Annotated in this window: 23 protein-coding genes; 18 read left to right on the plus strand and 5 right to left on the minus strand. The window is 42.7% G+C overall.

Features of this window, described 5'->3' with window-relative positions; all coding sequences use genetic code 11:
• The 5 genes from ACK8P5_RS11285 to ACK8P5_RS11305 all read left to right on the plus strand — a co-directional run bounded on the left by ACK8P5_RS11285 (position 1) and on the right by ACK8P5_RS11305 (position 5,140).
• On the plus strand, positions 1 to 555 hold the full coding sequence (locus ACK8P5_RS11285; RefSeq protein ID WP_422661025.1) for a hypothetical protein: 555 nt from the start codon (positions 1 to 3) through the stop codon (positions 553 to 555).
• The gene (locus ACK8P5_RS11290; RefSeq protein WP_422661026.1) at positions 542 to 1,531 is read left to right on the plus strand and encodes a hypothetical protein; all 990 of its coding nucleotides are present in this window, start codon (positions 542 to 544) and stop codon (positions 1,529 to 1,531) included. The genes ACK8P5_RS11285 and ACK8P5_RS11290 overlap by 14 nt, the downstream gene beginning before the upstream one ends.
• 109 nt (positions 1,532 to 1,640) lie before the next feature.
• Positions 1,641 to 3,191: an ABC-F family ATP-binding cassette domain-containing protein gene (locus tag ACK8P5_RS11295; protein WP_422661027.1), complete on the plus strand. Its 1,551-nt coding sequence runs from the start codon at positions 1,641 to 1,643 to the stop codon at positions 3,189 to 3,191.
• An 81-nt stretch (positions 3,192 to 3,272) separates the two neighbouring features.
• Positions 3,273 to 4,307 carry a ThiF family adenylyltransferase gene (locus tag ACK8P5_RS11300; protein WP_422661028.1) on the plus strand — a complete coding sequence of 345 codons (1,035 nt, stop codon included), beginning with the start codon at positions 3,273 to 3,275 and terminating at the stop codon, positions 4,305 to 4,307.
• A 140-nt stretch (positions 4,308 to 4,447) separates the two neighbouring features.
• Complete coding sequence (locus tag ACK8P5_RS11305; protein WP_422661029.1) at positions 4,448 to 5,140, plus strand: response regulator transcription factor; 693 nt, start codon at positions 4,448 to 4,450, stop codon at positions 5,138 to 5,140.
• A 115-nt stretch (positions 5,141 to 5,255) separates the two neighbouring features.
• Here ACK8P5_RS11305 and ACK8P5_RS11310 read toward each other — a convergent pair whose 3' ends face one another.
• Entirely contained in the window at positions 5,256 to 5,774 is a 519-nt protein-coding gene (locus ACK8P5_RS11310) for a C40 family peptidase (protein ID WP_422661030.1), read from the minus strand.
• 259 nt (positions 5,775 to 6,033) lie between these two features.
• The gene (locus ACK8P5_RS11315) at positions 6,034 to 6,678 is read right to left on the minus strand and encodes a thiamine diphosphokinase (protein WP_422661031.1); all 645 of its coding nucleotides are present in this window, start codon (positions 6,676 to 6,678) and stop codon (positions 6,034 to 6,036) included.
• A gap of 133 nt (positions 6,679 to 6,811) precedes the next feature.
• Here ACK8P5_RS11315 and ACK8P5_RS11320 point away from each other — a divergent pair, with 133 nt between their 5' ends.
• Positions 6,812 to 7,456, plus strand: a complete 645-nt coding sequence (locus ACK8P5_RS11320; RefSeq protein WP_422661447.1) for a trimeric intracellular cation channel family protein — start codon at positions 6,812 to 6,814, stop codon at positions 7,454 to 7,456.
• A 46-nt stretch (positions 7,457 to 7,502) separates the two neighbouring features.
• Positions 7,503 to 7,967, plus strand: a complete 465-nt coding sequence (locus ACK8P5_RS11325; RefSeq protein WP_422661032.1) for a low molecular weight protein-tyrosine-phosphatase — start codon at positions 7,503 to 7,505, stop codon at positions 7,965 to 7,967.
• Between the two features lie 149 nt (positions 7,968 to 8,116).
• On the opposite strand, the gene ACK8P5_RS11330 is transcribed toward ACK8P5_RS11325, so the two are convergent.
• Complete coding sequence (locus tag ACK8P5_RS11330; protein WP_422661033.1) at positions 8,117 to 8,848, minus strand: alpha/beta hydrolase; 732 nt, start codon at positions 8,846 to 8,848, stop codon at positions 8,117 to 8,119.
• 254 nt (positions 8,849 to 9,102) lie between these two features.
• On the opposite strand from ACK8P5_RS11330, the gene pdhA reads away from it, so the two are divergent.
• The 8 genes from pdhA (at position 9,103) to ACK8P5_RS11370 (ending at position 19,899) form a co-directional block, all read left to right on the plus strand.
• Positions 9,103 to 10,170 (plus strand): pyruvate dehydrogenase (acetyl-transferring) E1 component subunit alpha, encoded by a 1,068-nt coding sequence (pdhA, locus tag ACK8P5_RS11335; RefSeq protein ID WP_422661448.1) that lies wholly within the window; start codon positions 9,103 to 9,105, stop codon positions 10,168 to 10,170.
• 163 nt (positions 10,171 to 10,333) lie between these two features.
• On the plus strand, positions 10,334 to 11,311 hold the full coding sequence (locus tag ACK8P5_RS11340) for an alpha-ketoacid dehydrogenase subunit beta (RefSeq protein ID WP_422661034.1): 978 nt from the start codon (positions 10,334 to 10,336) through the stop codon (positions 11,309 to 11,311).
• 46 nt (positions 11,312 to 11,357) lie between these two features.
• Positions 11,358 to 12,677: a dihydrolipoamide acetyltransferase family protein gene (locus ACK8P5_RS11345; RefSeq protein ID WP_422661035.1), complete on the plus strand. Its 1,320-nt coding sequence runs from the start codon at positions 11,358 to 11,360 to the stop codon at positions 12,675 to 12,677.
• Positions 12,678 to 12,680: 3 nt separating this feature from the next.
• The gene (gene lpdA / locus ACK8P5_RS11350) at positions 12,681 to 14,102 is read left to right on the plus strand and encodes a dihydrolipoyl dehydrogenase (protein WP_422661036.1); all 1,422 of its coding nucleotides are present in this window, start codon (positions 12,681 to 12,683) and stop codon (positions 14,100 to 14,102) included.
• Positions 14,103 to 14,296: 194 nt separating this feature from the next.
• Positions 14,297 to 15,091, plus strand: a complete 795-nt coding sequence (thyA, locus tag ACK8P5_RS11355) for a thymidylate synthase (protein ID WP_422661037.1) — start codon at positions 14,297 to 14,299, stop codon at positions 15,089 to 15,091.
• A 55-nt stretch (positions 15,092 to 15,146) separates the two neighbouring features.
• Positions 15,147 to 15,638 (plus strand): dihydrofolate reductase, encoded by a 492-nt coding sequence (locus ACK8P5_RS11360; protein WP_422661038.1) that lies wholly within the window; start codon positions 15,147 to 15,149, stop codon positions 15,636 to 15,638.
• A gap of 319 nt (positions 15,639 to 15,957) precedes the next feature.
• The gene (locus ACK8P5_RS11365; RefSeq protein WP_422661039.1) at positions 15,958 to 17,445 is read left to right on the plus strand and encodes a glutamate synthase subunit beta; all 1,488 of its coding nucleotides are present in this window, start codon (positions 15,958 to 15,960) and stop codon (positions 17,443 to 17,445) included.
• 135 nt (positions 17,446 to 17,580) lie between these two features.
• A complete protein-coding gene (locus ACK8P5_RS11370) occupies positions 17,581 to 19,899 on the plus strand; it encodes a DNA topoisomerase 3 (RefSeq protein WP_422661040.1) in 2,319 nt (772 codons plus the stop codon).
• A 135-nt stretch (positions 19,900 to 20,034) separates the two neighbouring features.
• Here the strand turns inward: ACK8P5_RS11370 and ACK8P5_RS11375 are convergent, their stop codons facing one another.
• Entirely contained in the window at positions 20,035 to 20,781 is a 747-nt protein-coding gene (locus ACK8P5_RS11375; RefSeq protein WP_422661041.1) for an HAD family hydrolase, read from the minus strand.
• 49 nt (positions 20,782 to 20,830) lie between these two features.
• On the minus strand, positions 20,831 to 21,751 hold the full coding sequence (locus ACK8P5_RS11380) for an ArsR/SmtB family transcription factor (protein WP_422661042.1): 921 nt from the start codon (positions 21,749 to 21,751) through the stop codon (positions 20,831 to 20,833).
• Between the two features lie 157 nt (positions 21,752 to 21,908).
• Here ACK8P5_RS11380 and ACK8P5_RS11385 point away from each other — a divergent pair, with 157 nt between their 5' ends.
• The 3 genes from ACK8P5_RS11385 (at position 21,909) to ACK8P5_RS11395 (ending at position 25,200) form a co-directional block, all read left to right on the plus strand.
• Positions 21,909 to 23,051 (plus strand): MFS transporter, encoded by a 1,143-nt coding sequence (locus tag ACK8P5_RS11385; protein ID WP_422661449.1) that lies wholly within the window; start codon positions 21,909 to 21,911, stop codon positions 23,049 to 23,051.
• An 83-nt stretch (positions 23,052 to 23,134) separates the two neighbouring features.
• Complete coding sequence (locus ACK8P5_RS11390; RefSeq protein WP_422661043.1) at positions 23,135 to 23,854, plus strand: phosphonate ABC transporter ATP-binding protein; 720 nt, start codon at positions 23,135 to 23,137, stop codon at positions 23,852 to 23,854.
• A 53-nt stretch (positions 23,855 to 23,907) separates the two neighbouring features.
• Positions 23,908 to 25,200 carry a hypothetical protein gene (locus tag ACK8P5_RS11395; protein ID WP_422661044.1) on the plus strand — a complete coding sequence of 431 codons (1,293 nt, stop codon included), beginning with the start codon at positions 23,908 to 23,910 and terminating at the stop codon, positions 25,198 to 25,200.

Genomic DNA, 25,200 nt, shown 5'->3' on the forward strand with positions numbered 1-25,200 from the left:
ATGGCGAATTCAGTTTCCAAATGGTTTGCGGCATTTCTGTCGGTCCTACTTTTATATATGGTGCCAGCGGGTGAAAGTGCAAGGAGGCAGGATGATTTATCTAGAATTGTCGTATATCAATCTGTGACAAAGTTCGTGGATAGCGTCCGTATGAAAGGATATATAACACCTCAGATGTATCAGGATTTTATGCGAGAGCTGGATGTCACAGGTAATCTGTATGAAGTGGAAATGGAGCATCAGCATAAGAAATATGAACCTGATTATAGTGATCCTGCAGATAACGGTACTTTTCAGGATAGCTATTCTGTCGTGTACGATGCTTACTTCGAGCGTGAAATACTCAACCATCTGTTCCCAGAATCCTCACCACCAGAAGATTATCAAGGCAGAGTTTATAAACTAACAGCAGGGGATTTCCTCCAAGTGAGGGTAAAAAGCCTGAATAAAACGCCATCATTACTGTTGTTTGATGCGCTTACTGGATCAAATTCTGGAGAAAAGTCTGCTATCGTATTCCCGTATGGAGGGATGGTTTTGAATGAAGATTACTGACTTAGCTATTGTATTTACAGCGATTTTCTTTCCATTCTTCATGCTAATCAACATGCATGCACAGAATATGACCGATACTACTTTTGTCGAAATGAAGTATTCTGCAGGATTACGGACGGCTGTTCAAGATGGTGGAGAAATGCTGAATGTGAATGAGATGCAGTCAGAGGAAGCGGGGTATGAATCCTCCAAGCGGTTTCGTGCTGACAAGGATAGAGCGTTAGCTACATTTTCGAAATCATTGTATATCAATATGGGGATCCAGGAAGATCAACAAGCACAATCAGCACTTTGGTGGTACATTCCTGCATTTGTTGTTATTGATTATGATGGTTATTACATATATTCCATGCAATCATATTTAGGTCCCAGTGATGAAATGAATTACCATCATACTTGGAGTCCTAAAATTCCTTATGCCTATTCGGACGGAGATGGGAACAGTATTCACTTTACACTCGATAAGCGGGTCGAAGTATATAATAGCTCCACTAAGACTTGGAATTCGGGTTTACAGGGTGAACTTGTCAGGAGAACAGGCGTACCTCTTCTGGATCAATCAGAGACGTTTGAAGAGATTAGACGATTAACTATCGTCAATACCGTACAGAATGACTTGGCTTATTACATAAAACGTCATAATACGCTAGCTTTAAGAAATGGTATTTCTTATCAGTTCTCCTTGCCTACCATCGATCAAGAAGAATGGGTTAACACCATTAATGATATTGGTCTGATGGCTTTTGTACAGGGAATCCCCATGGGTGATCGTTATTACAATAACTACTCCTTTGGTGGGGGTAGGCTAGTAAAGACGCCTGTTTATTATGGTGGTGTGGAAGCAGGTACAGGCAATAAATACGTTTACCGTAATACATGTCCTTTTCCTTATGAAGTTCGTGAAGTTTTTGGCAGTCGAAAAGAAGCAGCTGCTTTCGGTTATAGGGAGAAGAGTTGTTATTATGATGCTGGTTAATAATTAAGGTTTCGACTTATACGATGTCTGTGATACAATGAACTCTTGACTGTGATGCCTTTTTTAACATGAATTGAGTTTATTTATATAGACAGGAGTTACCGTAAATATGAGTTTATTGACTGTAGAGAATGTATCCCATAATTTTGGAGACCGGACGTTGTTCAAAGATGTATCCTTTCGTCTTCTTGCAGGTGAACATGTAGGTCTGGTTGGCGCAAACGGTGTTGGTAAATCAACATTAATGAATATCCTTACAGGCCAGCTCTTAAAAGATAGTGGGAAAGTAGAGTGGACACCAAAGGTTCGGTATGGTTATTTAGATCAACATACGAAGTTGACACCAGGAAAGACTATTAGGGATGTTCTGAAGGATGCATTTCTTCCGCTGTTACAACAGGAAGAAGAGATGATAAAGATTACGGAGAAGATGTCTGATGCTACTCCGGAAGAACTTGAAATTTTGCTTGAACAAATGGGTGATATACAAGAACAGCTTGAGATCGGCGACTTTTATTTAATTGATGTGAAAGTTGACGAAATGGCAAATGGACTTGGTCTATCTGTTATTGGTCTCGATCGTGACGTAGCTTCTTTAAGCGGAGGTCAGCGCACCAAGGTTCTACTAGCGAAGCTGCTTCTTGAAAAGCCGACAGTACTTCTATTGGACGAGCCAACGAACTATTTGGACGTTGAACATATTGATTGGCTCACGCAGTATTTGAAGCAGTATCCGTATGCATTTATGCTTATATCACATGATACAGAGTTTATGAATCAGGTGGTTGACGTTATTTATCATCTGGAATTTGCTAAATTAACGCGTTATACGGCGAATTATGAGAAGTTTCTTGAAATGGCGGATATGAATAAGAATCAGCATATCGAAGCCTATGAGAAACAGCAGGAATTTATCAAAAAGCAAGAGGATTTTATTCAGCGGAATAAAGCCCGCTATTCTACCTCAAGCCGAGCGAAGAGCCGTGAGAAACAACTGGATCGTATGGAACGCATTGATCGACCAGAAGAAGCAGCTAAGCCAGTCTTTAATTTTAAAGAAGCGCGTGCAAGTGGTAAGACTGTCTTTGAAGGTATGGACTTTGAAATCGGTTATGACTATCCGCTATTACCTAAGATGAATATTACCATTGAACGTGGTGAGAAGATTGCAATTGTTGGCTGCAACGGTGTGGGTAAGTCGACCCTTCTAAAGACAATTCTAGGTAAATTGGCCCCATTCAGTGGGAAGACGTATCAAGGTGATTATTTGTTCCCCGCATATTTCGAGCAGGAGGTTCGAGCAGGAAATTTGACGCCAATCGATGATGTATGGAATGAATACTCGCATCTTAATCAACATGAGGTGCGTGCACATTTGGCACGTTGTGGTCTGAAGAATGAGCATATTACTAGGCCATTGAAAGCTTTAAGTGGTGGTGAGCAAGCGAAAGTTCGTCTTTGTAAACTCCTTATGCGTGAGAGTAACTGGGTTCTGTTTGACGAGCCGACCAATCACTTAGATGTTATTGCTAAGGAAGAGCTCAAGAGAGCATTGAAAGAGTATAAAGGCACTGTGTTGCTGGTTTCTCATGAACCTGATTTTTACGAAGACTGGGTGACGAAGATCTGGAATGTGGAGGATTGGTCTCAGCAATCCTAGATAAGTATGAAAGCCACTCTAATTGGAGTGGCTTTTTTTAAATCGCTGATTGATCGTATGAGGAGAGGAGTGTTCGGGATTTTGAAAGAGTACCAGGAAAGTCGTTATTCACGTCAGGAGCGTTTTGCACCCTTTGGTGTAAGTGGTCAAGAGGCGATTATGGATCGGCATGTACTTATTGTAGGGGCGGGTGCGCTTGGGAGTGCGGTAGCTGAAACATTAGTCCGAGCTGGTGTTGGTAAAATTACGATTGCAGATCGAGATTATGTGGAGTGGAGTAACCTTCAGCGTCAGCAATTATTTACGGAACAGGATGCGGAAGACCAACTCCCTAAAGCGGAAGCGGCACGTATACGTTTACAATCCATTAATTCAGAAGTGCGGATCGAATCACATATTATGGATGTCAGAGCAGAGGAACTAGCTGATCTCGCTATATCCTGTGATTTGATCATGGATGCAACTGATAATTTTGATACGCGGCTTATGATAAACGATATTTCACAAAAGCTGAATATTCCTTGGATTTATGGAGGATGTGTGGGTAGCACCGGTATGTCGTACACCTTTATTCCTGATCAAACTCCATGTCTTAACTGTTTGCTTGGAACGATTCCTTTAGGTGGTGATACATGTGACACAGCGGGGATACTCCCTCAGGCAGTACAGGTAGTAGCAGCGTATCAGACATTAGAAGCAATGAAGCTTCTGTCAGGAAATACGAATATGCTTCGAATGAAACTGATCTCTTTTGATTTGTGGCGAAATGAATCTTTCGAGATGAAACTTGATTCTGCTAGAAAGGTTGATTGCCCATCATGTGGAGTGGATCCTGTATATCCATATTTGACAACAAGCAACCAGACCAAGAGTGAAGTATTATGTGGAAGAGATACAGTTCAAATCAGACCTGCGCGAAAAATAAAACTAGATCTGTCCATGCTCGCTGACCGTTTAAAAGGTCTTCCTGAAGGGAAGATCTCGCAGAATCCGCATATGGTTATCTTTGAAATGAGTCGTTATCGTTTGGTATTCTTTGCAGACGGTCGCGCATTGGTTCATGGGACCTCGGATCTGATCGAAGCCAAAAATCTGTATTACCGTTATTTAGGTTAATAAAATCATGTTGCTGTATCACATCCATTTCTCTATTGAGGAATGGATGTTTTACATTTGAGGCAATCTAAAGGTTAGTGATATTCAGGCGATCAAGAATATGATGTCGCTTACCCTAGAAGTGAAAGAGGGGGAGCCCTTTGGAAGAACCAGTCCTATTAGCAATTTCGGAAACTGTTGCGGTAAGTCGATTACGAAGTATACTCGAATCGTCTGGCTACGCTGTCCATTCTGCGGATCATCTATCTCAGGCGATTATCCTTTTCCAGCAAGTGAACTTTGTAATGATTATTGTGGATAGTAATTTATCTGGAATGCATGATTTTGATTTTGTACGCAGAATACACAAGAGTGAACACAGGATACCGGTGATGGTTTTGGGCCATGATGGATCGCTCGAAGCAGCAGCAGCTCTCGAGGCAGGGGCAAACGACTACATTTCTGAACAGATAGATGAACGTGAATTGTTAGCAAGGGTTAATAATCTTTTATTCTTATTTAACTATGGAAAAGAACGGAAAAATCAGAAAATTGAGCTTCGGGATTTAAGGATTGAGCCTCTAAGTAGGCAAGTTTTTAGAGAAGATCAACCCATCGAACTGACTCAGCGAGAATATGATCTTCTATTGTATTTATCCAAAAGAGCCAATCAAGTATGTTCTAGGGAAGAAATATTGAGCCATGTGTGGGATTATGATTTCCATACAGGTACAAATGTAGTAGATGTATATATTTTGCATTTGCGTGAGAAGGTTGATAAGGGTAGGAAGTGGAAAATGATTCGGACAGTTCGTGGTGCAGGATATATGCTTAAAACAGCTGATTCAACATAATGAACATGAATTTTTTATATTATAAAAATATTCGCTGAGCTCGTGGCTCACTGCAACAATAAAACAAGCTGACTCCTGTTCTTACAGGGAGTCAGCTTGGAATTTGAGTTATATACTAAAGTACACGACGTGCTTTCAGATAAGTTTTTTTCCAAGTTCCAGAATTTAGGTTGGAAATTGTTACCCCAGGTTTACCATAAGTGTGAAGGATTTTACCGTTTCCTGCATAAACCGCTACGTGAGTTACATTTTTACCATTAGCACGGCTTCCGCTTGAGAAGAACACCATGTCGCCTGGTTTGAGGTTAGCTTTGGATACAGCTACGCCTACTTTGGATTGTTGTGCAGCAGTACGGGGTAAGTTTACACCATACTTTTTAAAGATATGTTTCATGAAAGAGGAGCAGTCAAATACTTTTGTTGTGCTTGTGGAAGCTCCGAATTTATATGGTGTTCCCATGTATTTTTTACCGAAGTTTACAACTTGTTGACCTTTGGTTGTTGCATATGAACTGGAGCTGGAAGTTGCAGCGTCTGCCTGGGAGGCAGGGGATACTGCTAATAGTGTTCCAAGTCCCATTGCTGCACTGATGCTGATAATTGCGGCTTTCTTAATCAAAGTCTGTTTGTTCATGATGTATGACCTCCAAGAATTTTGTTTTTGTCTCTCGCTTGAACCGAGTATAACAGATTCATATACGTCCTAAATTATGGTAAAACTAATGAAACCTATGGTGGTCAAGGACTGAAAGCGTATTATTAAAAAACCATTAAAAGTTACAAAAGAGTAACAAATTGATCTGACCTTGTTTTAATAGCAACAAAAAACCCTTGATTATCAAGGGTTTTTTGTTGCTATTAACGTATAGATGAAAATAACAAAAAAGTAACAATCATTGATCTTTACTCTGAATGATGAGTAGTAATCCACCTTCTACCGAAACAGTTCCCCGATGACCAGAGAGGCGGTTACTGATCCCTAAGGACTGTCCAATCTTCAGTGTTGCTTGATGAAGTGGGTATTGAAAGCCTTCCAGATTGATACCCGTTACCTCAGGTGTGAGGGGGAGGAGGGAAACGTAAGTAAATCCTAGGTCTTCAACTTCGCAAGTTGATCCTGTTAGGGTAATGAAATTATGTTCGTCCAGAATGGAGCAATGAACATGGTGCTGAACCCCTCGGAGCAGCATATGTATGTTAGCTAGTGTGTGATCTATTCGTGTACCAGTTCCACCAAGTATAAGAATTTCAGAAGCATCACGCTCAATTGCGACGTCGAGGGCGAGTTCAGTGTCGGTTAAGTTTTTGTCGATTGGATCACATTTTACGGTTTCCTTGCTCTTGGAATTGACCAATTCTAGTTGTTCCGCTGAGATAGAGTCAAAGTCACCTACTGATATATGAGGCGAAATTCCGTTTTCTATTAAAAATAGAGCTCCGCGATCTGCACCTATAATATAATCATTCTCTTCAATTATATCTAATATTTGCAAGGATAAATTCCCGCCAGTAAAGATTAAAGCGCGTTTATTCGCCACATTAATTCCTCCCACATGTAAAGCTTGTCATTTTATATCAGTATAGATCAGTTTTTGTGCTTGCACAATTTCGTTACACACGGATAAAATGAGGGTATCAAATGATGCGAAGCGGGGGAAAGACATTTTGGACATGCACGTGTTTGAATTGTTAAGCATTATAGGTACGGTAGCCTTTGCCATGTCCGGAGCTTTCGTTGCCATGGAAGAAGAGTATGATATCCTGGGTATACTGGTGTTGGGCCTTGTAACTGCATTTGGTGGAGGCGTCGTTCGAAATGTTCTAATAGGTGTTCCAGTTACAACATTATGGGGTCAGGGAGATTTAATATTACTCGCCATCATCTCTGTGTTTGTCGCATTTGTTCTTCCTATTGGATGGATTAAACATTGGAAAAGAACGGAGGCCTTTTTTGATGCGATTGGCTTGTCGGCTTTTGCAGTGCAAGGTGGTATTTATGCTTCGCAAATGAATCACCCACTCATTGCAGTAATTGTTGCAGCTGCCTTAACGGGTATTGGAGGCGGGGTCATTCGGGATTTATTAGCCGGGCGTAAGCCTTTGGTGCTTCGTGATGAGATCTATGCCGTGTGGGCAATGGCAGCTGGTGCGGCTGTTGGGCTCGGAATTAGCAATTCGACATGGAAGCTGTTAGGGTTATTTGTAATTGTTGTTGTGTTCAGAATGCTTTCAGTTCATTATAAGTGGCGTTTACCAAGACGTTCACTTGGAGAAAGCAGTACCTCAATTAATGTGGAAAAGAATCTGCCTTTATAAGTCTTGTATTCGTATCATATTGTTTGTAGGAAAGGAATGATAGCAAATGATCTCTGTTCTATTTGTATGTCTCGGTAACATATGTCGCTCTCCCATGGCTGAAGCTGTGATGAGATCCAAAATATCGCAAAGAGGTTTAAGTGATAAGATATCAGTGGATTCTGCGGGTACAGGAGATTGGCATATTGGGAAAACACCGCATGAAGGAACACGTAAACTTCTCGATGACTTCCGTATAAGTTACGAAGGGATGAGAGCTAGACAGGTGGAGAGTCGCGATTTTTCTCATTTTGATTATATCGTAGCTATGGATGACTCGAATGCTTCCAATCTTCGTAAAGTCCCTGGTGGGGAAGAGGCAGAGATCGTAAAGCTTATGGACCTTCTTCCAAACGAGAAATTGCGCGAGGTGCCAGATCCGTATTTTACAGGTAACTTTGAAGAGGTTTATCGACTGATTGATACAGGTTGTGATGTACTGCTGGACAGGATCGTAAAAGAAAAGTTATAATGGGCACTGACAAGCGGATCACAAGTGCCGCTTTTCTTTTTCGACATAATGTAAGCGCGTGCAGAAGTTGACGGGTGATATAAAAAAGATGAACAAAGCACATTCCATAAAAAATGCGCGCTTGTTCATCTTTTTTTGCAAGTGATTCATTAAGACTGGAAGAAGTACATAAGTGCTGCTGGAAGTTCCTTTTGCCAAAATCCCCACAGATGGCGTCCGTCTTTTTCTTCGTAATGAACTGTGGCGCCGCGTTCTTCAAACAGTTTTTTGGCAGAGCGATTAAGTTCTACGAAATTATAAACACCCGTATCCGTCGTATAGTTGTCCTCTTGCAAGCCAACAATCATGAAGATGTTAAGCCAGGACAAGTCTGTCTCCAGCGCGATGATATGTTGAGATTGGTCGTAGAACGCACCGGACATGCAGATGATTCTTGTGAATAACTCAGGATAACGTAGAGCTAGATGAACCGAGACACTACCACCTAGGGAATCTCCAGCTAGTATTCTTTCTGATGGATCTCTGCGTACGGGATATTTCTGCTCAATGTAGGGAATAATTTCTTCGGCGAAGCATGCTAGATAAGCATCGAATCGATTACCAAATGGAGCATATTCTTCTGTGCGGACTTTGGTATCTACTTCAACGCCAACAATGATGAAAGGTTCAATCCCTTCTTCTAATATAAGTTGGTTAGCCCAAGTAGCAATTCGTCCGAAGTTGAAAAACTCTTCTCCGTCCTGGCAGTACACCACAGGGTAACTAAGAATTTCGTTATAACCAGGAGGAAGATAGATTCGAAGAGTTCGATTCTCCTTTAGGTGGCTGCTAAGTATTTCCTCTTTAACTATGGTTCGTTTTAACAAGCGGGCATCTGTCATCATTCGTCACCTTTCGATGGGTAGTTTTGAAAAGCTTCTAACAATAAGTTAAGATTAATCTGTTGTCCTAAAGATACTGCTGTGCTGTTATGTTTGTCACACTGTTATACAAATTACTTAAACCTGTTATACATACAAAAACAAAAAAATATGAAATTTAATGAGGTATTTCTTTGACGTTTGGAGTAAAACAGGTGTATAATAATTCTATAACAGCGGAACTTGATATTCAAATATTTATTGAGGTGAAGAAAATGACCAAGGTTCCTTACGAAGTATATACCGAGGAAGTCGATACACTATCCGTACTTTCTCCGGACGGCGAAATCATTAACAAAGATCTTATGCCGAAGTTAACTGATGATCAATTGAAAGAAATTATGTATCGCATGGTATTTACACGTACCTGGGACGATCGTGCCGTTAACCTCGGCCGTCAAGGACGTCTCGGTTTTTATGCTCCAGTGTCGGGTCAAGAAGCAACGATGGTTGGTAGTGAATTTGCTTTAGAAAAAGAAGACTTTGTATGTCCGGGTTACCGTGACATGCCACAAATTGTTTGGCACGGCCTTCCGCTATATCAAGCATTCTTGTACTCCCGTGGACATCAACACGGTGGTCAAATTCCTGACGGTGTAAATGTATTGATGCCGCAAATCATCATCGGTGCTCAAATTCTGCATGCGATGGGTATTGCTATGGCTTATAAACTTAAGAAACAAAAGCAGGTTGTTATCACTTACACTGGTGATGGCGGTTCGTCAGAAGGTGACTTCTACGAAGGTCTAAACTATGCAGGTGTATACAAGCTTCCAGTTATCTTCTTTGTACAAAACAACGGGTATGCGATCACAACTCCATTCTCTAAACAAACAGCGGCTCTTTCCATCGCCCACAAAGCAATAGCGGCGGGTATTAAAGGTGTGAAAGTAGACGGCATGGACGTTCTTGCTGTTATCAAAGCGGTTCAAGATGCTGCTGAACGCGGACGTAACGGAGAAGGTGCAACATTGATCGAAGCTGTAACTTATCGTTTCCGTCCACACTCCTTGTCCGACGATGCTACAAAGTATCGTTCTAAAGAAGAAGAGGGTCAATGGAACGAGAAAGATCCAATTGCTCGTCTTGCGAAATATCTTGAGAAAAAAGGACTTTGGACAGAAGAAGATACTGCTCGCATTAAAGACGAAGCGAAAGCTAAAGTCAACGAGCAAATTAAGAAAGCTGAGCAAACTGAAAAAATGACTATTCCTGGTCTGATTGACAGTATGTTCGAGCAAACACCTAAACATCTTGAAGAGCAAAAAGCCGATTTCCAATAAAAATCGGTTCCTTTTTGCCGCGGTGAAGAGCGCTGGGCTTTCCTTCAGGGGGAAGTTCCTTCTTCACAGTGGATCTAGTATGAATAAGGGTTGCTTTCGATTAATGATACGGTATAACAGCCAAGCATATGTGATCTGTAATGTCTAAGGAGGAAATGAAGCAATGGCACAAATGAACATGAAAGAAGCGATTCGTGACGCAATGCGCGTTGAATTGAACCGTGATCCAAACGTCCTCATCTTTGGTGAAGACGTAGGTAATGTCGGCGGTGTCTTCCGGGTAACTGAAGGCCTGCAAAAAGAATTCGGTGAAGAGCGTGTATTCGATACACCGCTAGCTGAATCTGCAATCGGTGGTATGGCTGTTGGTCTTGGTATCCAAGGTTTCCGTCCAATCGCTGAAATTCAATTTGTTGGATTTATTTTTGAAGCACTTGACCAAATCGTTGTTCAAGCTGCTCGTATGCGTTACCGTTCTGGCGGCAAGTATAACTCTCCAATTGTTTTCCGTACACCTTTTGGTGGCGGCGTAAAAGCGGCTGAGTTGCACACGGATTCCCTGGAAGGTTTAATTGCACAAAGTCCGGGTATTAAAGTGGTAGTTCCATCTAACCCTTACGATGCTAAAGGTTTGCTGATCTCTGCAATTCGTGATAATGATCCAGTATTCTTTATGGAACATTTGAACTTGTACCATGCTTTCCGTGCGGAAGTACCGGAAGGCGAGTACACTGTAGAACTTGGTAAAGCTAACGTAGTTCGTGAAGGTTCTGACGTGACTATCATCGCTTATGGCCTGATGGTTCATACGGCAACTAAAGCGGCTGATCAGCTTGAGAAGAACGGTATTAAAGCAGAAGTCATCGATTTGCGTACGATCTCACCGATCGATATCGATACAATTGTTGAGTCTGTTAAGAAAACTAACCGTGCGATCGTTGTTCAAGAGGCTCAAAAATCCTCAGGTGTTGCTGCAGAAGTTATTGCACAAATTAACGAAAAGGCGATTCTTCACTTGGAAGCACCTGTGCTTCGTGTATCTGCACCGGATACAATTTATGCATATGCACAAATTGAGGACGCTTGGTTGCCAACTCCTGCTCGCATCGTAGCAGCAGTTAATAAAGTAATGGAATTTTAAATAGCTGTACATCTAATTGCAGTACATTTCTAGGGAGGTTTTACAGTTGGCAAAATTTGAATATCGTTTTCCAGAGCTGGGTGAGGGTTTGCATGAAGGTGAAATCATCAAAATGCATATCAAACCGGGCGACAAAGTAACAGACGACGACATCATCATGGAAGTACAAAACGACAAGGCAGTCGTGGAAGTTCCTTGTCCCGTTAACGGTACGGTTCAAGAAGTTTTTGCCAAAGACGGTCAAGTATGCCGCGTAGGTGAAGTAGTTGCGATCATCGATGCAGAAGGCGACATCCCTGAACAGGAAGGTCACGCTGAAGAGCAATCTGCTCAAGAAGCTGACGCAGCTAAAGGTAGTGCGGATACACAATCTTCCCCTGCAGCAAACGCTCCCGCGGATGCTAAAGACGGCGAAGCAAATGGTTCTGCTCCTGCAGCACCTAACAAAGATGTACTTGCAACTCCAAGTGTGCGCAAATTTGCTCGTGAGCAAGGTGTAGACATTGCACAAGTACAAGGCAGTGGTAATAACGGTAAGGTTACTCGTGAAGATGTGGAAGCATTCAAGAATGGTGGAGGTCAAGCAGCAGCACCTGCAGCTCAAGCGACTACTGATTCTAAAGAAGCAGCACCTGCAGCAACTTCCGCAGAGGTTGATACTCGTGCAGAAGAAGAGCGCGTACCTTTCAAAGGTATTCGTAAAGCGATCTCCAATGCAATGGTTAAATCGGCTTACACAGCACCTCACGTTACAATCATGGACGAAGTGGATGTTACCGAGTTGGTTGCATTCCGTACTCGCATGAAGCCTATCGCTGAGAAAAAAGGAACAAAAGTTACTTATCTTCCATTCATCGTTAAAGCACTCGTTGCGGCTTGCCGTCAATTCCCTGCTTTGAACGCTATGATCGATGAAGAGAATAACGAAATTGTCTACAAAAAATACTACAACATCGGTATTGCAACAGATACAGACAACGGTCTGATTGTTCCAGTTATCAAAGATGCTGATCGTAAGAGCATCTGGATGATCGCTGACAGCATTCGTGATCTCGCAGGACGTGGACGCGATGGTAAACTGAGCGCGAACGAAATGAGAGGCAGCACGATCTCGATCACAAACATCGGTTCTGCTGGCGGTATGTTCTTTACTCCAATCATCAACTTCCCTGAAGTTGCAATCTTGGGTACAGGCCGTATTTCCGAAAAAGCGGTTGTTAAAAACGGTGAAATCGTGGCAGCTCCAGTAATGGCACTGTCCCTAAGCTTTGACCACCGTATTATTGACGGAGCAACAGCTCAAAACTTTATGAATTACATTAAACAGCTGCTCGCTAACCCTGAGCTGCTTGTTATGGAGGTGTAACATATGGTAGTAGGAGACGCTTCTCTTGATATCGACACGTTAGTCATTGGTGCAGGTCCTGGTGGATATGTGGCAGCTATTCGTGCTGCACAGCTAGGTCAGAAAGTTCTGATTGTAGATAAATCTGAAGTTGGTGGCGTATGTTTGAACCGTGGTTGTATTCCTTCCAAGGCTCTAATCTCTGCTGCTCATTCCTTTGAGTCTGCTAAGCACGCTGAAGCTTTTGGTGTTAAAGTTGGCGAAGTATCTGTTGACTTTGCAAAAACTCAAGAGTTCAAAAACGGTGTAGTAAAAAAATTGACTGGCGGCGTTGGTGCACTCTTGAAGGGCAACAAAGTTGAGATTTTCAACGGCGAGTGCATGTTCATTAACGAGAATGAAGCTCGTGTCTTCAATGAGCATGAATCCCCACGTTACCGTTTCAAGAACTGTATCATCGCGACAGGTTCCCGTCCGATTGAACTGAAAGCTTTCCCGTTTGGCGGACGTATCCTGTCCTCCACAGAAGCTTTGGAACTGCAAGAGCTTCCTAAGAGCCTTGTTGTAATCGGTGGCGGCTATATCGGCGCTGAGCTTGGTCAAATGTTCTCCAAATTTGGTACGCAAGTAACTATCATTGAAGGTATGGATTCCATCTTGAATGGTTTCGATCCTGACATGACAAAACTTGTAGCTAAGAACATGCAGAAGTCCGGTGTTGAAATCGTGACGAATGCAAAAGCTGAAAGTGCAGAACAAACGGATAAAGACGTAACTGTTAAATATTCCGTGAATGGCGAAGCTAAAGAAATCACTGCGGATTACTTGCTTGTAACTGTTGGACGTCGTCCTAACACAGATGGCGAGCTTGGTCTTGATCTGATCAACGTTGAGATGACTGATCGCGGTCTAATCAAAGTTGACCACCAAGGACGTACGAACCACCCGCATATCTTTGCGATTGGTGATATCGTTCCAGGTCCTGCTCTGGCTCACAAAGCATCTTACGAAGGTAAAGTTGCTGCTGAAGCGATCTCCGGACTTCCATCTGTTGTAGATTACAAAGTAGTACCTGCTGTTGCCTTTACAGATCCTGAGTGCTCAAGTGTGGGTATGACCGAAGCTCAAGCGAAAGAACAAGGTTACAAAGCTAAATCCGCTAAGTTCCCATTCGCTGGTAACGGCCGTGCATTGTCACTGAACAGCCCTGATGGTTTCGTGAAGATCGTGGCTGACGAAGAAACAGGTCTTGTACTTGGTGCACACATTGCTGGTATCGAAGCTTCCAACCTGATTGCCGAAATCGGTCTTGCGATCGAAATGGGAGCAACATTGGAAGATATCGCTCTAACAATCCATGCTCACCCAACACTTGGTGAAATCGTGGCTGAAGGTGCTGAGCTTGTTCTCGGTCATCCAATCCATGTGATGGCCCCTCGTAAATAATAACGATTTACGATAATAACCGATATCGGTTATTTCAAGAGACTGTTCATGCTGGTCTAATAAGACCGGTGTTGAGCAGTCTCTTTTCGTTGTGTTTTCGGTAAGAAAGTGATCGCTTTTTTAATCATGCTTCGTGAATACGGGTGTGGTACACTATTAGTTGATAACTAGAAATAATAAAGGTGGGTTTTACGTTGAAAAATTACTTGGAGTTACTACAAGATATATTGGACAATGGGATTGAAAAAGGAGATAGAACAGGTACTGGTACCACGTCTGTATTCGGACGCCAGCTCCGGTTCGATCTATCCAAGGGATTTCCACTCGTAACCACAAAACGGATACACTTGAAATCAGTTGTACATGAACTTCTTTGGTTCCTCAGTGGAGAGACTAACATCCGTTACTTGAAGGAAAATGGAGTTCGGATCTGGGATGAATGGGCAGATGAGAATGGCGATTTAGGCCCGGTTTACGGCTCGCAATGGCGCGCATGGGAAACACCTGATGGTAAACATATCGATCAGATTGCGAATGTAATTGAATCGATTAAGCATAGCCCAGATTCAAGACGTCATATCGTCAGTGCATGGAATGTTGCAGAAATTGATAATATGAAGTTGCCACCATGTCACTTCGTGTTTCAATTCTACGTTGCAGGTGGGAAGCTCTCCTGTATGCTTACAATGCGCTCTGTAGACTCTTTCCTTGGACTGCCTTTCAATATAGCTAGTTATGCGCTTCTGACGCATATGGTGGCACAGCAGTGCGATTTAGAGGTAGGAGAATTCATTTGGTCAGGTGGGGATGTTCATATCTACTCTAATCATATGGAACAAGTTAAGACACAATTAGAACGTGAGCCTTATCCATTGCCGGAGCTTGTGATTAAGAGAAAACCGGACAGCATTTTTGATTACACTTTTGATGATTTCGAGTTTAAGGACTATCAGCACCATCCAACGATTAAGGCGATTGTAGCGGTCTAATTTGTTATATAATGCCTCAGAACTAACAGATAGTCATGGGGAAGGAGAGATAAATATGAGTATATCGATGATATGGGCAATGGGACAAGACCAGGTGATTGGACTTAATGGCACAATGCCTTGGCGTCTCCCTCGGGACATGGCTTTTTTCAGAGAAATGACGTTGAACAAAACGATCTTAATGGGTCGCAAAACGTGGGAGTCTTTTGGAAGCAAACCTCTGCCACAGCGTGAAAATGTTGTATTGACAAGGGATGAGGGATTCACCCTAACCCCAGAGCAAGGTATCGTTATTCACCATCTTGAGGATGGAGTGAAGCTGGCTCAGGATGGTGAGTTGATGGTCATCGGTGGATCACAGATCTATGAACAGATGCTTCCTTATGCCGACAAACTTATTGTAACTTTCATTGATTCTGCGTTTGAAGGCGATACGTTCTTTCCAGAAGTGAACTGGGAGGATTGGACAGTAACAGATGAGGTTCAAGGAATTACGGATGAGAAAAATCCGTATTCGTATCGTTTTGTAACATACGAGCGTAAATAATATACGATATTTCCTTCCATTCAGTTTCATTTCATCTTCGTTCTTCTTAGTAGAATAGTACAAATGATTGTGCAGATAATCCATTTAACAGAGGAATTGACAAATGCTACGATGTTTTACATTAAAGAAGACATTTAGCGCGAAATCACAGTGTACAAGCGGTGATAAAAGTTTTTCTTAACCTGAATAGAAAAAATGAATCAGGTTAATGGCCATTTTTGGCCCCTGAAATGGATAGTAATCTTATGTTTTATGATATGATGAAAAGTACAATCATACATGTTATTCAGCACGAAGAGAACGGATGGGGGAAAATTGTATGTCAACACCAACAGGATTTATGGAGTACGAGCGCCAGCTTCCGGCTGATCGGGATCCCGCTGAGCGCATTAAAGACTGGGAAGAATTTCATAAGCATCTAGCAGAGGAAGAGCTCCAGACGCAAGGAGCGCGTTGTATGGATTGTGGAACGCCATACTGCCATACAGGCATAGATATGATCGGTGGTACTTCAGGGTGTCCAGTACACAATTTGATTCCAGAGTGGAATAATCTTGTGTATCGTGGGTTATGGAGAGAGGCGCTTGAACGCTTGCACAAGACCAATAACTTTCCGGAGTTTACTGGACGCGTATGTCCTGCACCATGTGAAGGCTCTTGTACGGTAGGTCTGATTGGGCAGCCGGTGACGATTAAAAGTATTGAACAAGCCATCATTGATCGAGGCTTTGAAGAAGGCTGGGTTGTTCCTCAGCCACCAGAGAAGCGAACAGGTCGAAAGGTTGCTGTCGTTGGGTCAGGACCTGCAGGACTAGCAGCAGCAGCCCAACTTAATAAAGCTGGGCACTCGGTCACTGTGTATGAGCGGTCTGATCGAGTAGGCGGTCTGCTTACTTATGGTATACCGTCTATGAAGCTTGACAAATCTGTAGTTCAGCGTCGCGTTGATTTACTGATTGCTGAAGGTGTTGAGTTTATTGTCAATACCGAGATTGGAAAAGACATACCTGCGAGGGATCTAGTTGATCAATTCGATGCAGTAGTGCTGTGTGGCGGGGCTACCAAGCCGCGTGAGTTTAATATTGCAGGTAGCGAATTGAAAGGTGTTCATTACGCGATGGACTACCTAAACGGAACGATTAAGAGCTATCTTGATTCTGGTCTTGAAGATGGTAATTACTTGTCCGCTAAGGATAAGGATGTCATTGTTATTGGTGGCGGGGATACGGGTTCAGACTGTGTTGCTACAGCACTTCGTCATGGGTGCAGCAGTATTACTCAGTTCGGCACACATAAGCAAGCTCCACTAGAGCGGGACTCTATATCCAATCCATGGCCGCAATTTCCTAACGTATACACACTAGATTACGCTCATGAGGAAGCTAAAGCATTGTTCGGACAGGACCCTCGTGAGTTCTCTATCATGACAACTAAATTTGTTGGTGATAATGAAGGGAACCTAAAGGAACTGCATACGATTCAAATTGAGCGGATTGTAGATGAAACAGGTCGAAAAGTTTATCAGCCTATACCTGGTACTGAGAAGGTCTTTCCTGCACAGCTTGCGTTGATTGCTATCGGATTTGATGGACCTGAGCAGACTCTTCTGGAACAATTGGGTCTTGAAAGTGATCGTCGTACTAATGTAAAAGCACCTTATGGAAAATATACGACAAATGTGGATAAAGTGTTTGCTGCTGGAGATATGCGCCGTGGTCAAAGTTTAGTCGTATGGGCAATCAATGAAGGACGAGAAGTGGCTCGTGAAGTTGATAAGTACCTAATGGGCAGTACCGTTTTAGTTTAATCCGATCTCAACCTATGTTATAATTAAATATCATTGTTCATAAGGACTTCGCTGGGGCGGAGTCCTTTTTTGGAGTCCATATGGGAGAACCACTTGTGGTTTTCTATTCTGGATTACACGGGAAGGAGAGGTTACGTGAAGACGCTGGTCATTGCCGAAAAACCGGACATGGGGCGAAATATCGCTGCGGTGATCGAACCTCGGGCCAAGAATAACCGGTCCTACTTAGAAGGAGAACAGTACATTATTACATGGGCGATCGGTCATCTGGTTGGTCTCGCGGAACCTGATGCATATGATCCGAAGTATAAGCGTTGGAACATAAGGGATTTACCGATTATTCCAGAGCAATTTCGAATTGTGCCAAATCCGAAGACAAAAGATCAGCTCAAAGTTATTGGTGATGTGGCCAAACGCTGCGATCAGATTGTAAATGCCTGTGATGCGGGGAGAGAGGGGCAATATATCTTTGCCTTAATACAGCAGCAACTGAAGCTGCATCAACCTGTAAAGCGTCTCTGGATATCGGATTTGACACCAGAGAGCATTTTACAGGGGTTTGCACAGCTAAAGGATGGTTCTGAGTTCGAAGCTCTGACATTAGCTGCTCGCGCACGAAGTGAAGCGGATTGGCTAATTGGTATGAATGCTTCGCGCGCATTTACAACTCGTCATCAGACACTTCTATCTGTAGGGAGAGTTCAGACTCCTGTTCTTGCACTGATATATGACCGTCAGAAAGAAATTGAAGCATTTGAATCGCAGACATTTTTCGATGTCAAAGCTACATTTCGCCAAGAGTCACTTGAATATGTTGGAACATGGCAAGGGGAACGGTTAACATCTCAGGAGAAGTCTGACGAGATTGCTGCCAAGGTGAAAGGGAAGAACGGATCCATATCCAAGTATGAGGTTAAGGAGACGAAAGAACATCCGTTTAAACTCTACGACTTGACTTTGCTTCAACGTGAGGCTAATGCGAAGTACGGTTATTCTGCCAAGAAAACGTTGGATATCGCACAGGGATTGTACGAAAAGCATAAAGTGATTTCGTACCCGCGTACGAACTCCAACTATGTGAATGAGCAAAATATTGAAGGTATGCATAAAGCTTTGAACATGCTGAAATCAACTTCCTACAAATCAATGGCAGAAGCCGCTGATCCAAGCCGGGTGCATAAGAACAACAAGTCTGTCTGCAATCCGGAGCGGGTAGAAGATCACCACGCTATTTTACCAACATTGAAGCGACCGGGCACATTAAGCAAGGAAGAACAAAATATTTATGAACTGATCATCATTCGATTTTTATCCCACTTCTATCCACCTGCGATGTACAAGCAGCATACGGTACTTACGGAAGTAGAGGGAGAGACGTTTAAGACGAACATCAAAGAGCTTTTGTCACTGGGCTGGAAAGTTTTGATTCAGCAAGATAAAGATCGAAAGTCCTCCAAGTCCACAGGAAAAAAAGGTAAAGATGATGAAGAAGAGGAATCGCAAGAGTGGAATGATCGATCGTTTGATGTGCAGGCGGACAAGCCCGTTCAATGTACGAAAAGTGAAGTTAAAGAAAAGGCAACACAACCGCCCAAGAGCTATACCGAGGGTACACTGCTTAAAGCAATGGAGAGCGCCGGTAAGAGCATGGAGGATGAAGAGCTGCGTGACGTCATGAAGGATAGTGGACTTGGAACGCCAGCTACTCGCGCGGCTACGATCGAGCGGCTTAAGAATGTTGGTTATATTACGATGCAGGGCAAGAGGATCACCGTTACGCAAAAAGGGAGGACAGCTATAGAGCTCATCAGACATGCAGGAGTAGAGCTCTTGGCCTCACCCGAAATGACAGGACAATGGGAACGACGGCTCCACCAAATATCGAAGGGGGAAGCTTCTGCGGATGTGTTTATGAAAAATGTGCAGAAGTTTACCATTTCCATCATCGATAAGGTATCCACGCAGCGTCCTGCACCTCCATCTATGTTTGGCGATACCGAAGATGCAAAAGGGAAGAATGGGCGCAGTTCCACACGTAGTCGTGGGACCGGGTCGGCTAGCGCAAGTAAACCATCTTCTCGATCTTCTGCAAAAAGTACCGGTGTAACTCCAGCTACAAGCGTTGCTTCAGATCGTCCTACTGCTGCACCCGCAGGTATTCGCGTTCCACTTGGAGAATGTCCTGTTGCAGGCTGTGGAGGGCAGATTATTGAAGGAAGAAAAGGTTATGGTTGTTCTCATTTCAAATCAGGGTGTAAATTCGTCATATGGAAAGAATTTGCGGGCAAAAGTATTTCACAATCCATGTTGAAATCACTGCTTACGAACGGGAAGACACAGCTCCTGACGTTCAAAGACAAGAGTGGAGGAGCTTTTAAAGCTCGAATCGTGCTTAATGAATCAGGCAGCGGTCAACTAACCGTTGAACGAGAGGGTTCAGGTTCAGCAATTTAAACGATACACATCTGATTCAACAACATAAACAGAGCCATGGATGGAATTGATTCCCATACTTGGCTCTGTTCTATTCATATAGAAAAAGGTTGTCCCTCCGTGTAGTTTTTACGTCGAGGAGACAACCCTTTTTTATTATGATGTCGCTACTGCATTACCTAAAATGATGTCAGGCACCTCAGTTAAAGCGGATACGGTATAGAGTACATTATGTGGCTCTTGTTTCAGCTCAACCAGATTATAGTGCCATTCGCGTTTTTGCTTGATATAGATGCTGTTGATTCCAGCTGTAAGAGCAGGAACAACATCCGTTCTTAAAGAGTTCCCGATCATCCATGTCAGAGAGCGATTAAATTGTCCAGCGGAGAGAATTTCTTCAAGCGCTTTTACATTTTTATGCTGTCTTATATAAATGCGATCATCGAAGAAATCAGCCAGCTTCATTTGTTCGATTTTACGCTTCTGTATACGGCTTTCGCCTCCTGTATACAGATATAGTCTGTGTCCTTCATTCTGTAACGTGTCCAGTGTTTCCACCATGCCGGGATAGGCTTCAATTTCTTGATCGTAAACACTAAGACCTAGCTTGAATAGCTGTTCTTCTTCGTGAAGGACAGGTGTCTTCTGGTGTTGGTTGCAGAAGAAACGGTACGTATCAATCAAAGATTGAGGGAAATTTGCGCTTGCGAATCCAAGTTTGTCTACACCAGCAACATCAATTTCCATCTGTTTGGTACGCACTTGTTCGGTAGTCACCCCATACTTCTCAAACCAACGTGTCATTAGCTCGAAAAACTCGCCTAGAATCAAGTCGAAATACTTGTTGCAATGAATCAATGTGTCATCCATATCAAAAATGATATGTTGTGAGTCTTTGCTCATTTTTCTCACTCCTTTATCCACTTATATCTCTCTATATTGTTTATTTATTTTAAGATAACCTAATATAGGATTCAAAAAACATTTGAAGCTCAGCAGCTCCATCTGGACGGAGACTGAAGCGCTCCGTTTGATCACCGGCATTCACATGAGAACGAAGAAGTCCTGCTGCTCTAAGAATAAGTAAATGATGCATGAGGGCATCGTATGGCTGATTCAAGTTAGATGCAATATCATTCACGGTTTTGGGTTCATCAGCGACAAAACGAAGTAGCCTTAGCCGGTCAGGATCTGCAAGAGCTTCCGTCATACGTAGTAATACTACTGGCGGGTCGTCCTCATTTTCTTCAGGCACATCAACAGGGTACTGGATGAGGAGTAGTTTATCATAGAAGCAGTACGTATTAATAGGCCTAAAGTGCACACATGGAGTGAGCAGGATAGAATCGACAGGTATATCATCTAATATGACGCCACCTGTAGCATATTCAATGAGTCTTTCCGCTTCCATTTTAGGAAGAAGTACTGCTTTTTCCTGTGCATCTTCATAAATGAGTGGTTTAATATCGTGTTCGATCTTAGCAAAATAGTGTTCATACCATAAACGAAGCAGTGGCGGATAATCCTTTTGAATACGTGCTAAGTACTCTTCTGTAACAGAGGGCGTATAATTGAACAGCCGGGGGCCCAAATCCGCAACTTCCGAATGTTCAACCCAATCAAGAAAGGAGACGACTTCAGGATCTCCTTCACGTAAAATAGCTAGAGCATAAAGTACATCGTAATCAAAAAATGGCCAATCGTGTGCTTTTTGAAGCTCAGTACGGACTTCATGGGGGAGACGGGCATCCATATCCGTAATTAAATGTGAGCCGATATCAAGATTGTCGGTCCATTTTCTCGTTACATAGATCATAAAGCTGCCGATCAGTTCGTATACCACGGAAACGTCTATGCTTACTTTATACTTCATGAAACCAGTTCCCTCCCGATTAATGACATTGTTTTTATTATGGCTTGTATGGATCAGGGTTGTCTACTATAATGTTCATCTGGCAAATTTTTAAAGCTTGAAATAAAGAGGGGGATACAGCGTCGTGTCAGTCACAGCTCAAGCTCGACAAGGAAGAATGCACTATTTTATTTTGATATCGGTTGTTGTAGCTGCAGGGTTAAGTCAGGGTATGCTACTTCCTGTATTAGCGATATTTTTGGAACGTATGGGCGTCTCTTCTTCGATGAACGGGCTTAACGCAGCAGCATTATATGTTGGTTCATTTGCTATGACGCTCGTTGCAGAAAGAGTATTAGGTCTAGTTGGATTTAAAAAGCTCATTATCGCTGGTCTTATTCTTGTTATGCTCTCATTAATTGCGTTCCCACTGGTTCCAAGCGTTGGAATCTGGTTTGTGCTTCGAATATTGGTCGGTGTTGGCGATAGTGCACTTCATTATGCAGCGCAGTTATGGGTACTTATGATGTCATCTGCGAGTAATCGTGGACGAAGCATATCATTTTATGGAATGTCTTACGGACTTGGATTTAGTATAGGACCGCTTGGGATTATTCTTCTGAATTACGGTGAAGCAGTGCCTTTCATTGTACTCGGGTTATTATTTCTGTTTGTTCTATTGATGGTACTCTTTAAACTTCCGGATCTGAAGCCTGAACGACATTCCTCAGGTGAAGTATTCGAAAAAGGCAGATTCAGAAAAAGCTACCGCTTAGCTTGGTATGCACTCATGCCAGCATTTCTATATGGCTACATGGAAGCAGGCATTAACAGTAACTTCCCGGTGTATGGACTTCGAAGTGGCTTCACGATAGAACAAATATCTTCTTTGCTACCGTTTGTCGGTATAGGAGGCCTTATTCTGCAGCTTCCACTTGGTATTTGGAGTGACAGATTCGGTCGGAAACGAGTGTTGACCGTAGCAGGCATTGTAGGCGGCCTATGTTTTATTCTGATTCCTGTAGCAGGGACGAGTTACTGGCCTGTACTTATCCTTCTAACCATTGCAGGCGGGCTTGTGGGCTCGTTCTTCTCTCTTGGTCTTGCCTATGCAGCAGATATTCTTCCAAGAAATTTGCTTCCTGCTGCAAATGTAGTGGCATCATTTCATTTTAATATAGGAAGCATTGCAGGTCCAAATATAGGGGGTACATTAATCCATATAGGATGGACTTCAGGTATGTTTATTCTGCTTGGTGGAGTCTATATTGTTTTTGCTTGCTCAAGCATATTCTTTAAAAATAAGTCACTAATAGAGTGAGAACGTTTGTTCTCATGGCAATTGCTTTCGCTTTCTTCTAAACTAGAGTATAGAAAAAGTTACTCGACGGGAGAGACGAGAACATGATAAAAGTGGAACGACTGATAAAAACAGTGAACACCGAGAAAAAACCGGTGTTGAACGACATAAGTTTTCAGATGGAGAAAGGCGAAATGATCGGCCTAATTGGAGCTAGTGGAAGCGGGAAAAGTTTGCTCCTAAGTTGTTTAGCTCTTCGTGAAAAATGGGATTCCGGTCGATTTATGATTGATGGCGAGGATGTACTCAAAAACGGGGGAAAGCGAAAGATTAAACGTGAATGGGCATACTTAGAACAGAACCCAACTTTAAATGTGAATAGAACAGCACTTAAGAACGTTCTGATTGGGCAATCCAGCCAAACTCCATGGTGGCGGATGCTAACGGGGATGGTACGCTCTGATGATTACATGGGCGCTATGGATACGATTGAGCATCTTGGTTTACTCGATAAAGCCCACAATAAAGGAAATGCTCTTAGTGGTGGAGAACGCCAGCGAATTGCCATTGCTCGTGCATTGGTTCATGGAGCTAAGGTTATATTAGCGGACGAGCCGGTCATGGGGCTGGATCCGAAATCCGCTGAACATGTTCTGCAGACCCTAAAAAAACTATGTGAAGAAGAGCGGATAACCGTCATTACTGTCGTTCCCATTGAACATGCAGAGCGGTATTGTTCTCGAATTATTGGACTTTCGGGTGGACAGATTGTTGTTGATGTTACCGGGCGTCGTTTGACTCATGGGGAGAAGAACAGAATATAGTTCTGTCAAATAGGTGATTGAAATAGAAAGAGTTGATGCTTTTGAAATCTAGAATGATGAAGGCAGCCATCTCGGGGATGCTTATGATGGTTCTCGGGGGGTGCAGCTTTATTAGTGACCCTGTATCATTGATGACTAGACCTGATCTTCCGGCGGATAAAGAGACTTTGATGGGAGCGATTAAATCCCAGATCCCCGAAAATAGCAGTATTATTCGTCCTAGAAGCAATAATGATCCGAGCTCGATCCGCGTAGAAGATTTGAATAACGATGGCGTAATGGAGGCTGTCGTATTTTATATCACACCGAATGAAGATGTTCAGATTCATGGCATGATTCTGCAGCAACAGGGAAATACATGGGCTAAGAAGTTGGATTTTGAGGGAGAAGGCACGATGCTCGAATCCTTTGACCTGATCGATATAACGAATGATGGCAACTTGGATATTGTTGTTGGCTTCTCACGGGGCGAAGATGATGTTCAGAATGGTCTCGTAGTGTACACCTATGCGAATGATGCGTTAGAGAAGGTTATGCAGCTTCCATATACCCATTTTGAAGTGACTGACTTGAATGGAGATAAGATTAAAGAGTTGACCGTAGTATCTTTACAGAAATATGAGCTATCTTTCATCACAACCTATCAGTTCGATAAAACTACACATGACTTTAAGGAATTGGCGAAGCTTGATTTGGGACAAAATGTTGAGAAATATTACAATATTGTCTCAGGAAAAGTAGCTAAGGACAAAGAAGGAATTATATTAGATACATCTATAGTTTCTAACTCCTCTACATCCAAGCTTATCGTGATGGAGAACGGTGAACTGGTAGATGTTCTGAAGGAAGATGCAGCTTATAAAGAACTCCCTGTGGAAAGTGAAGACATTAATGGAGATGGAATTCTTGAAATAGGATTGCTCGAAGAGCCGATCGGCTGGAACAGTGATATTCTAGAAGATATTCCATATTTCTATAACTATTATCAATGGGATGGTAAGACGAACTTAGCAAACATGAAGAACGGTCTGAGATTTGTTATCCAAAGATATCAAGATCCTGATAATAGGTTCTTCTTAACCTTCCCGTCCGAGTGGAAGAACCAACTTACCGTAGATCCCGATTCAGATAAGAATCAGTACCTTAAGTTTATTATGCTGGATACACAAGAGGTTGTAGCAGAAGTGAAATTCTTCTCTCTCCGTGAGTGGGAGAATGTGAAGAATGATTGGAAAGTTCTGGTTCGTAAAAAAGACCAGGTGATCGGTTATAGAGGAGACAAGCTGACCAAGAATGAGAAGAAGAATAACAGCGATGTGGCTCCGATTGAAAGAAAGGGGAATTAG

It is taken from the genome of Paenibacillus sp. EC2-1 (assembly GCF_049311625.1).
GTDB lineage: Bacteria > Bacillota > Bacilli > Paenibacillales > Paenibacillaceae > Paenibacillus_AQ.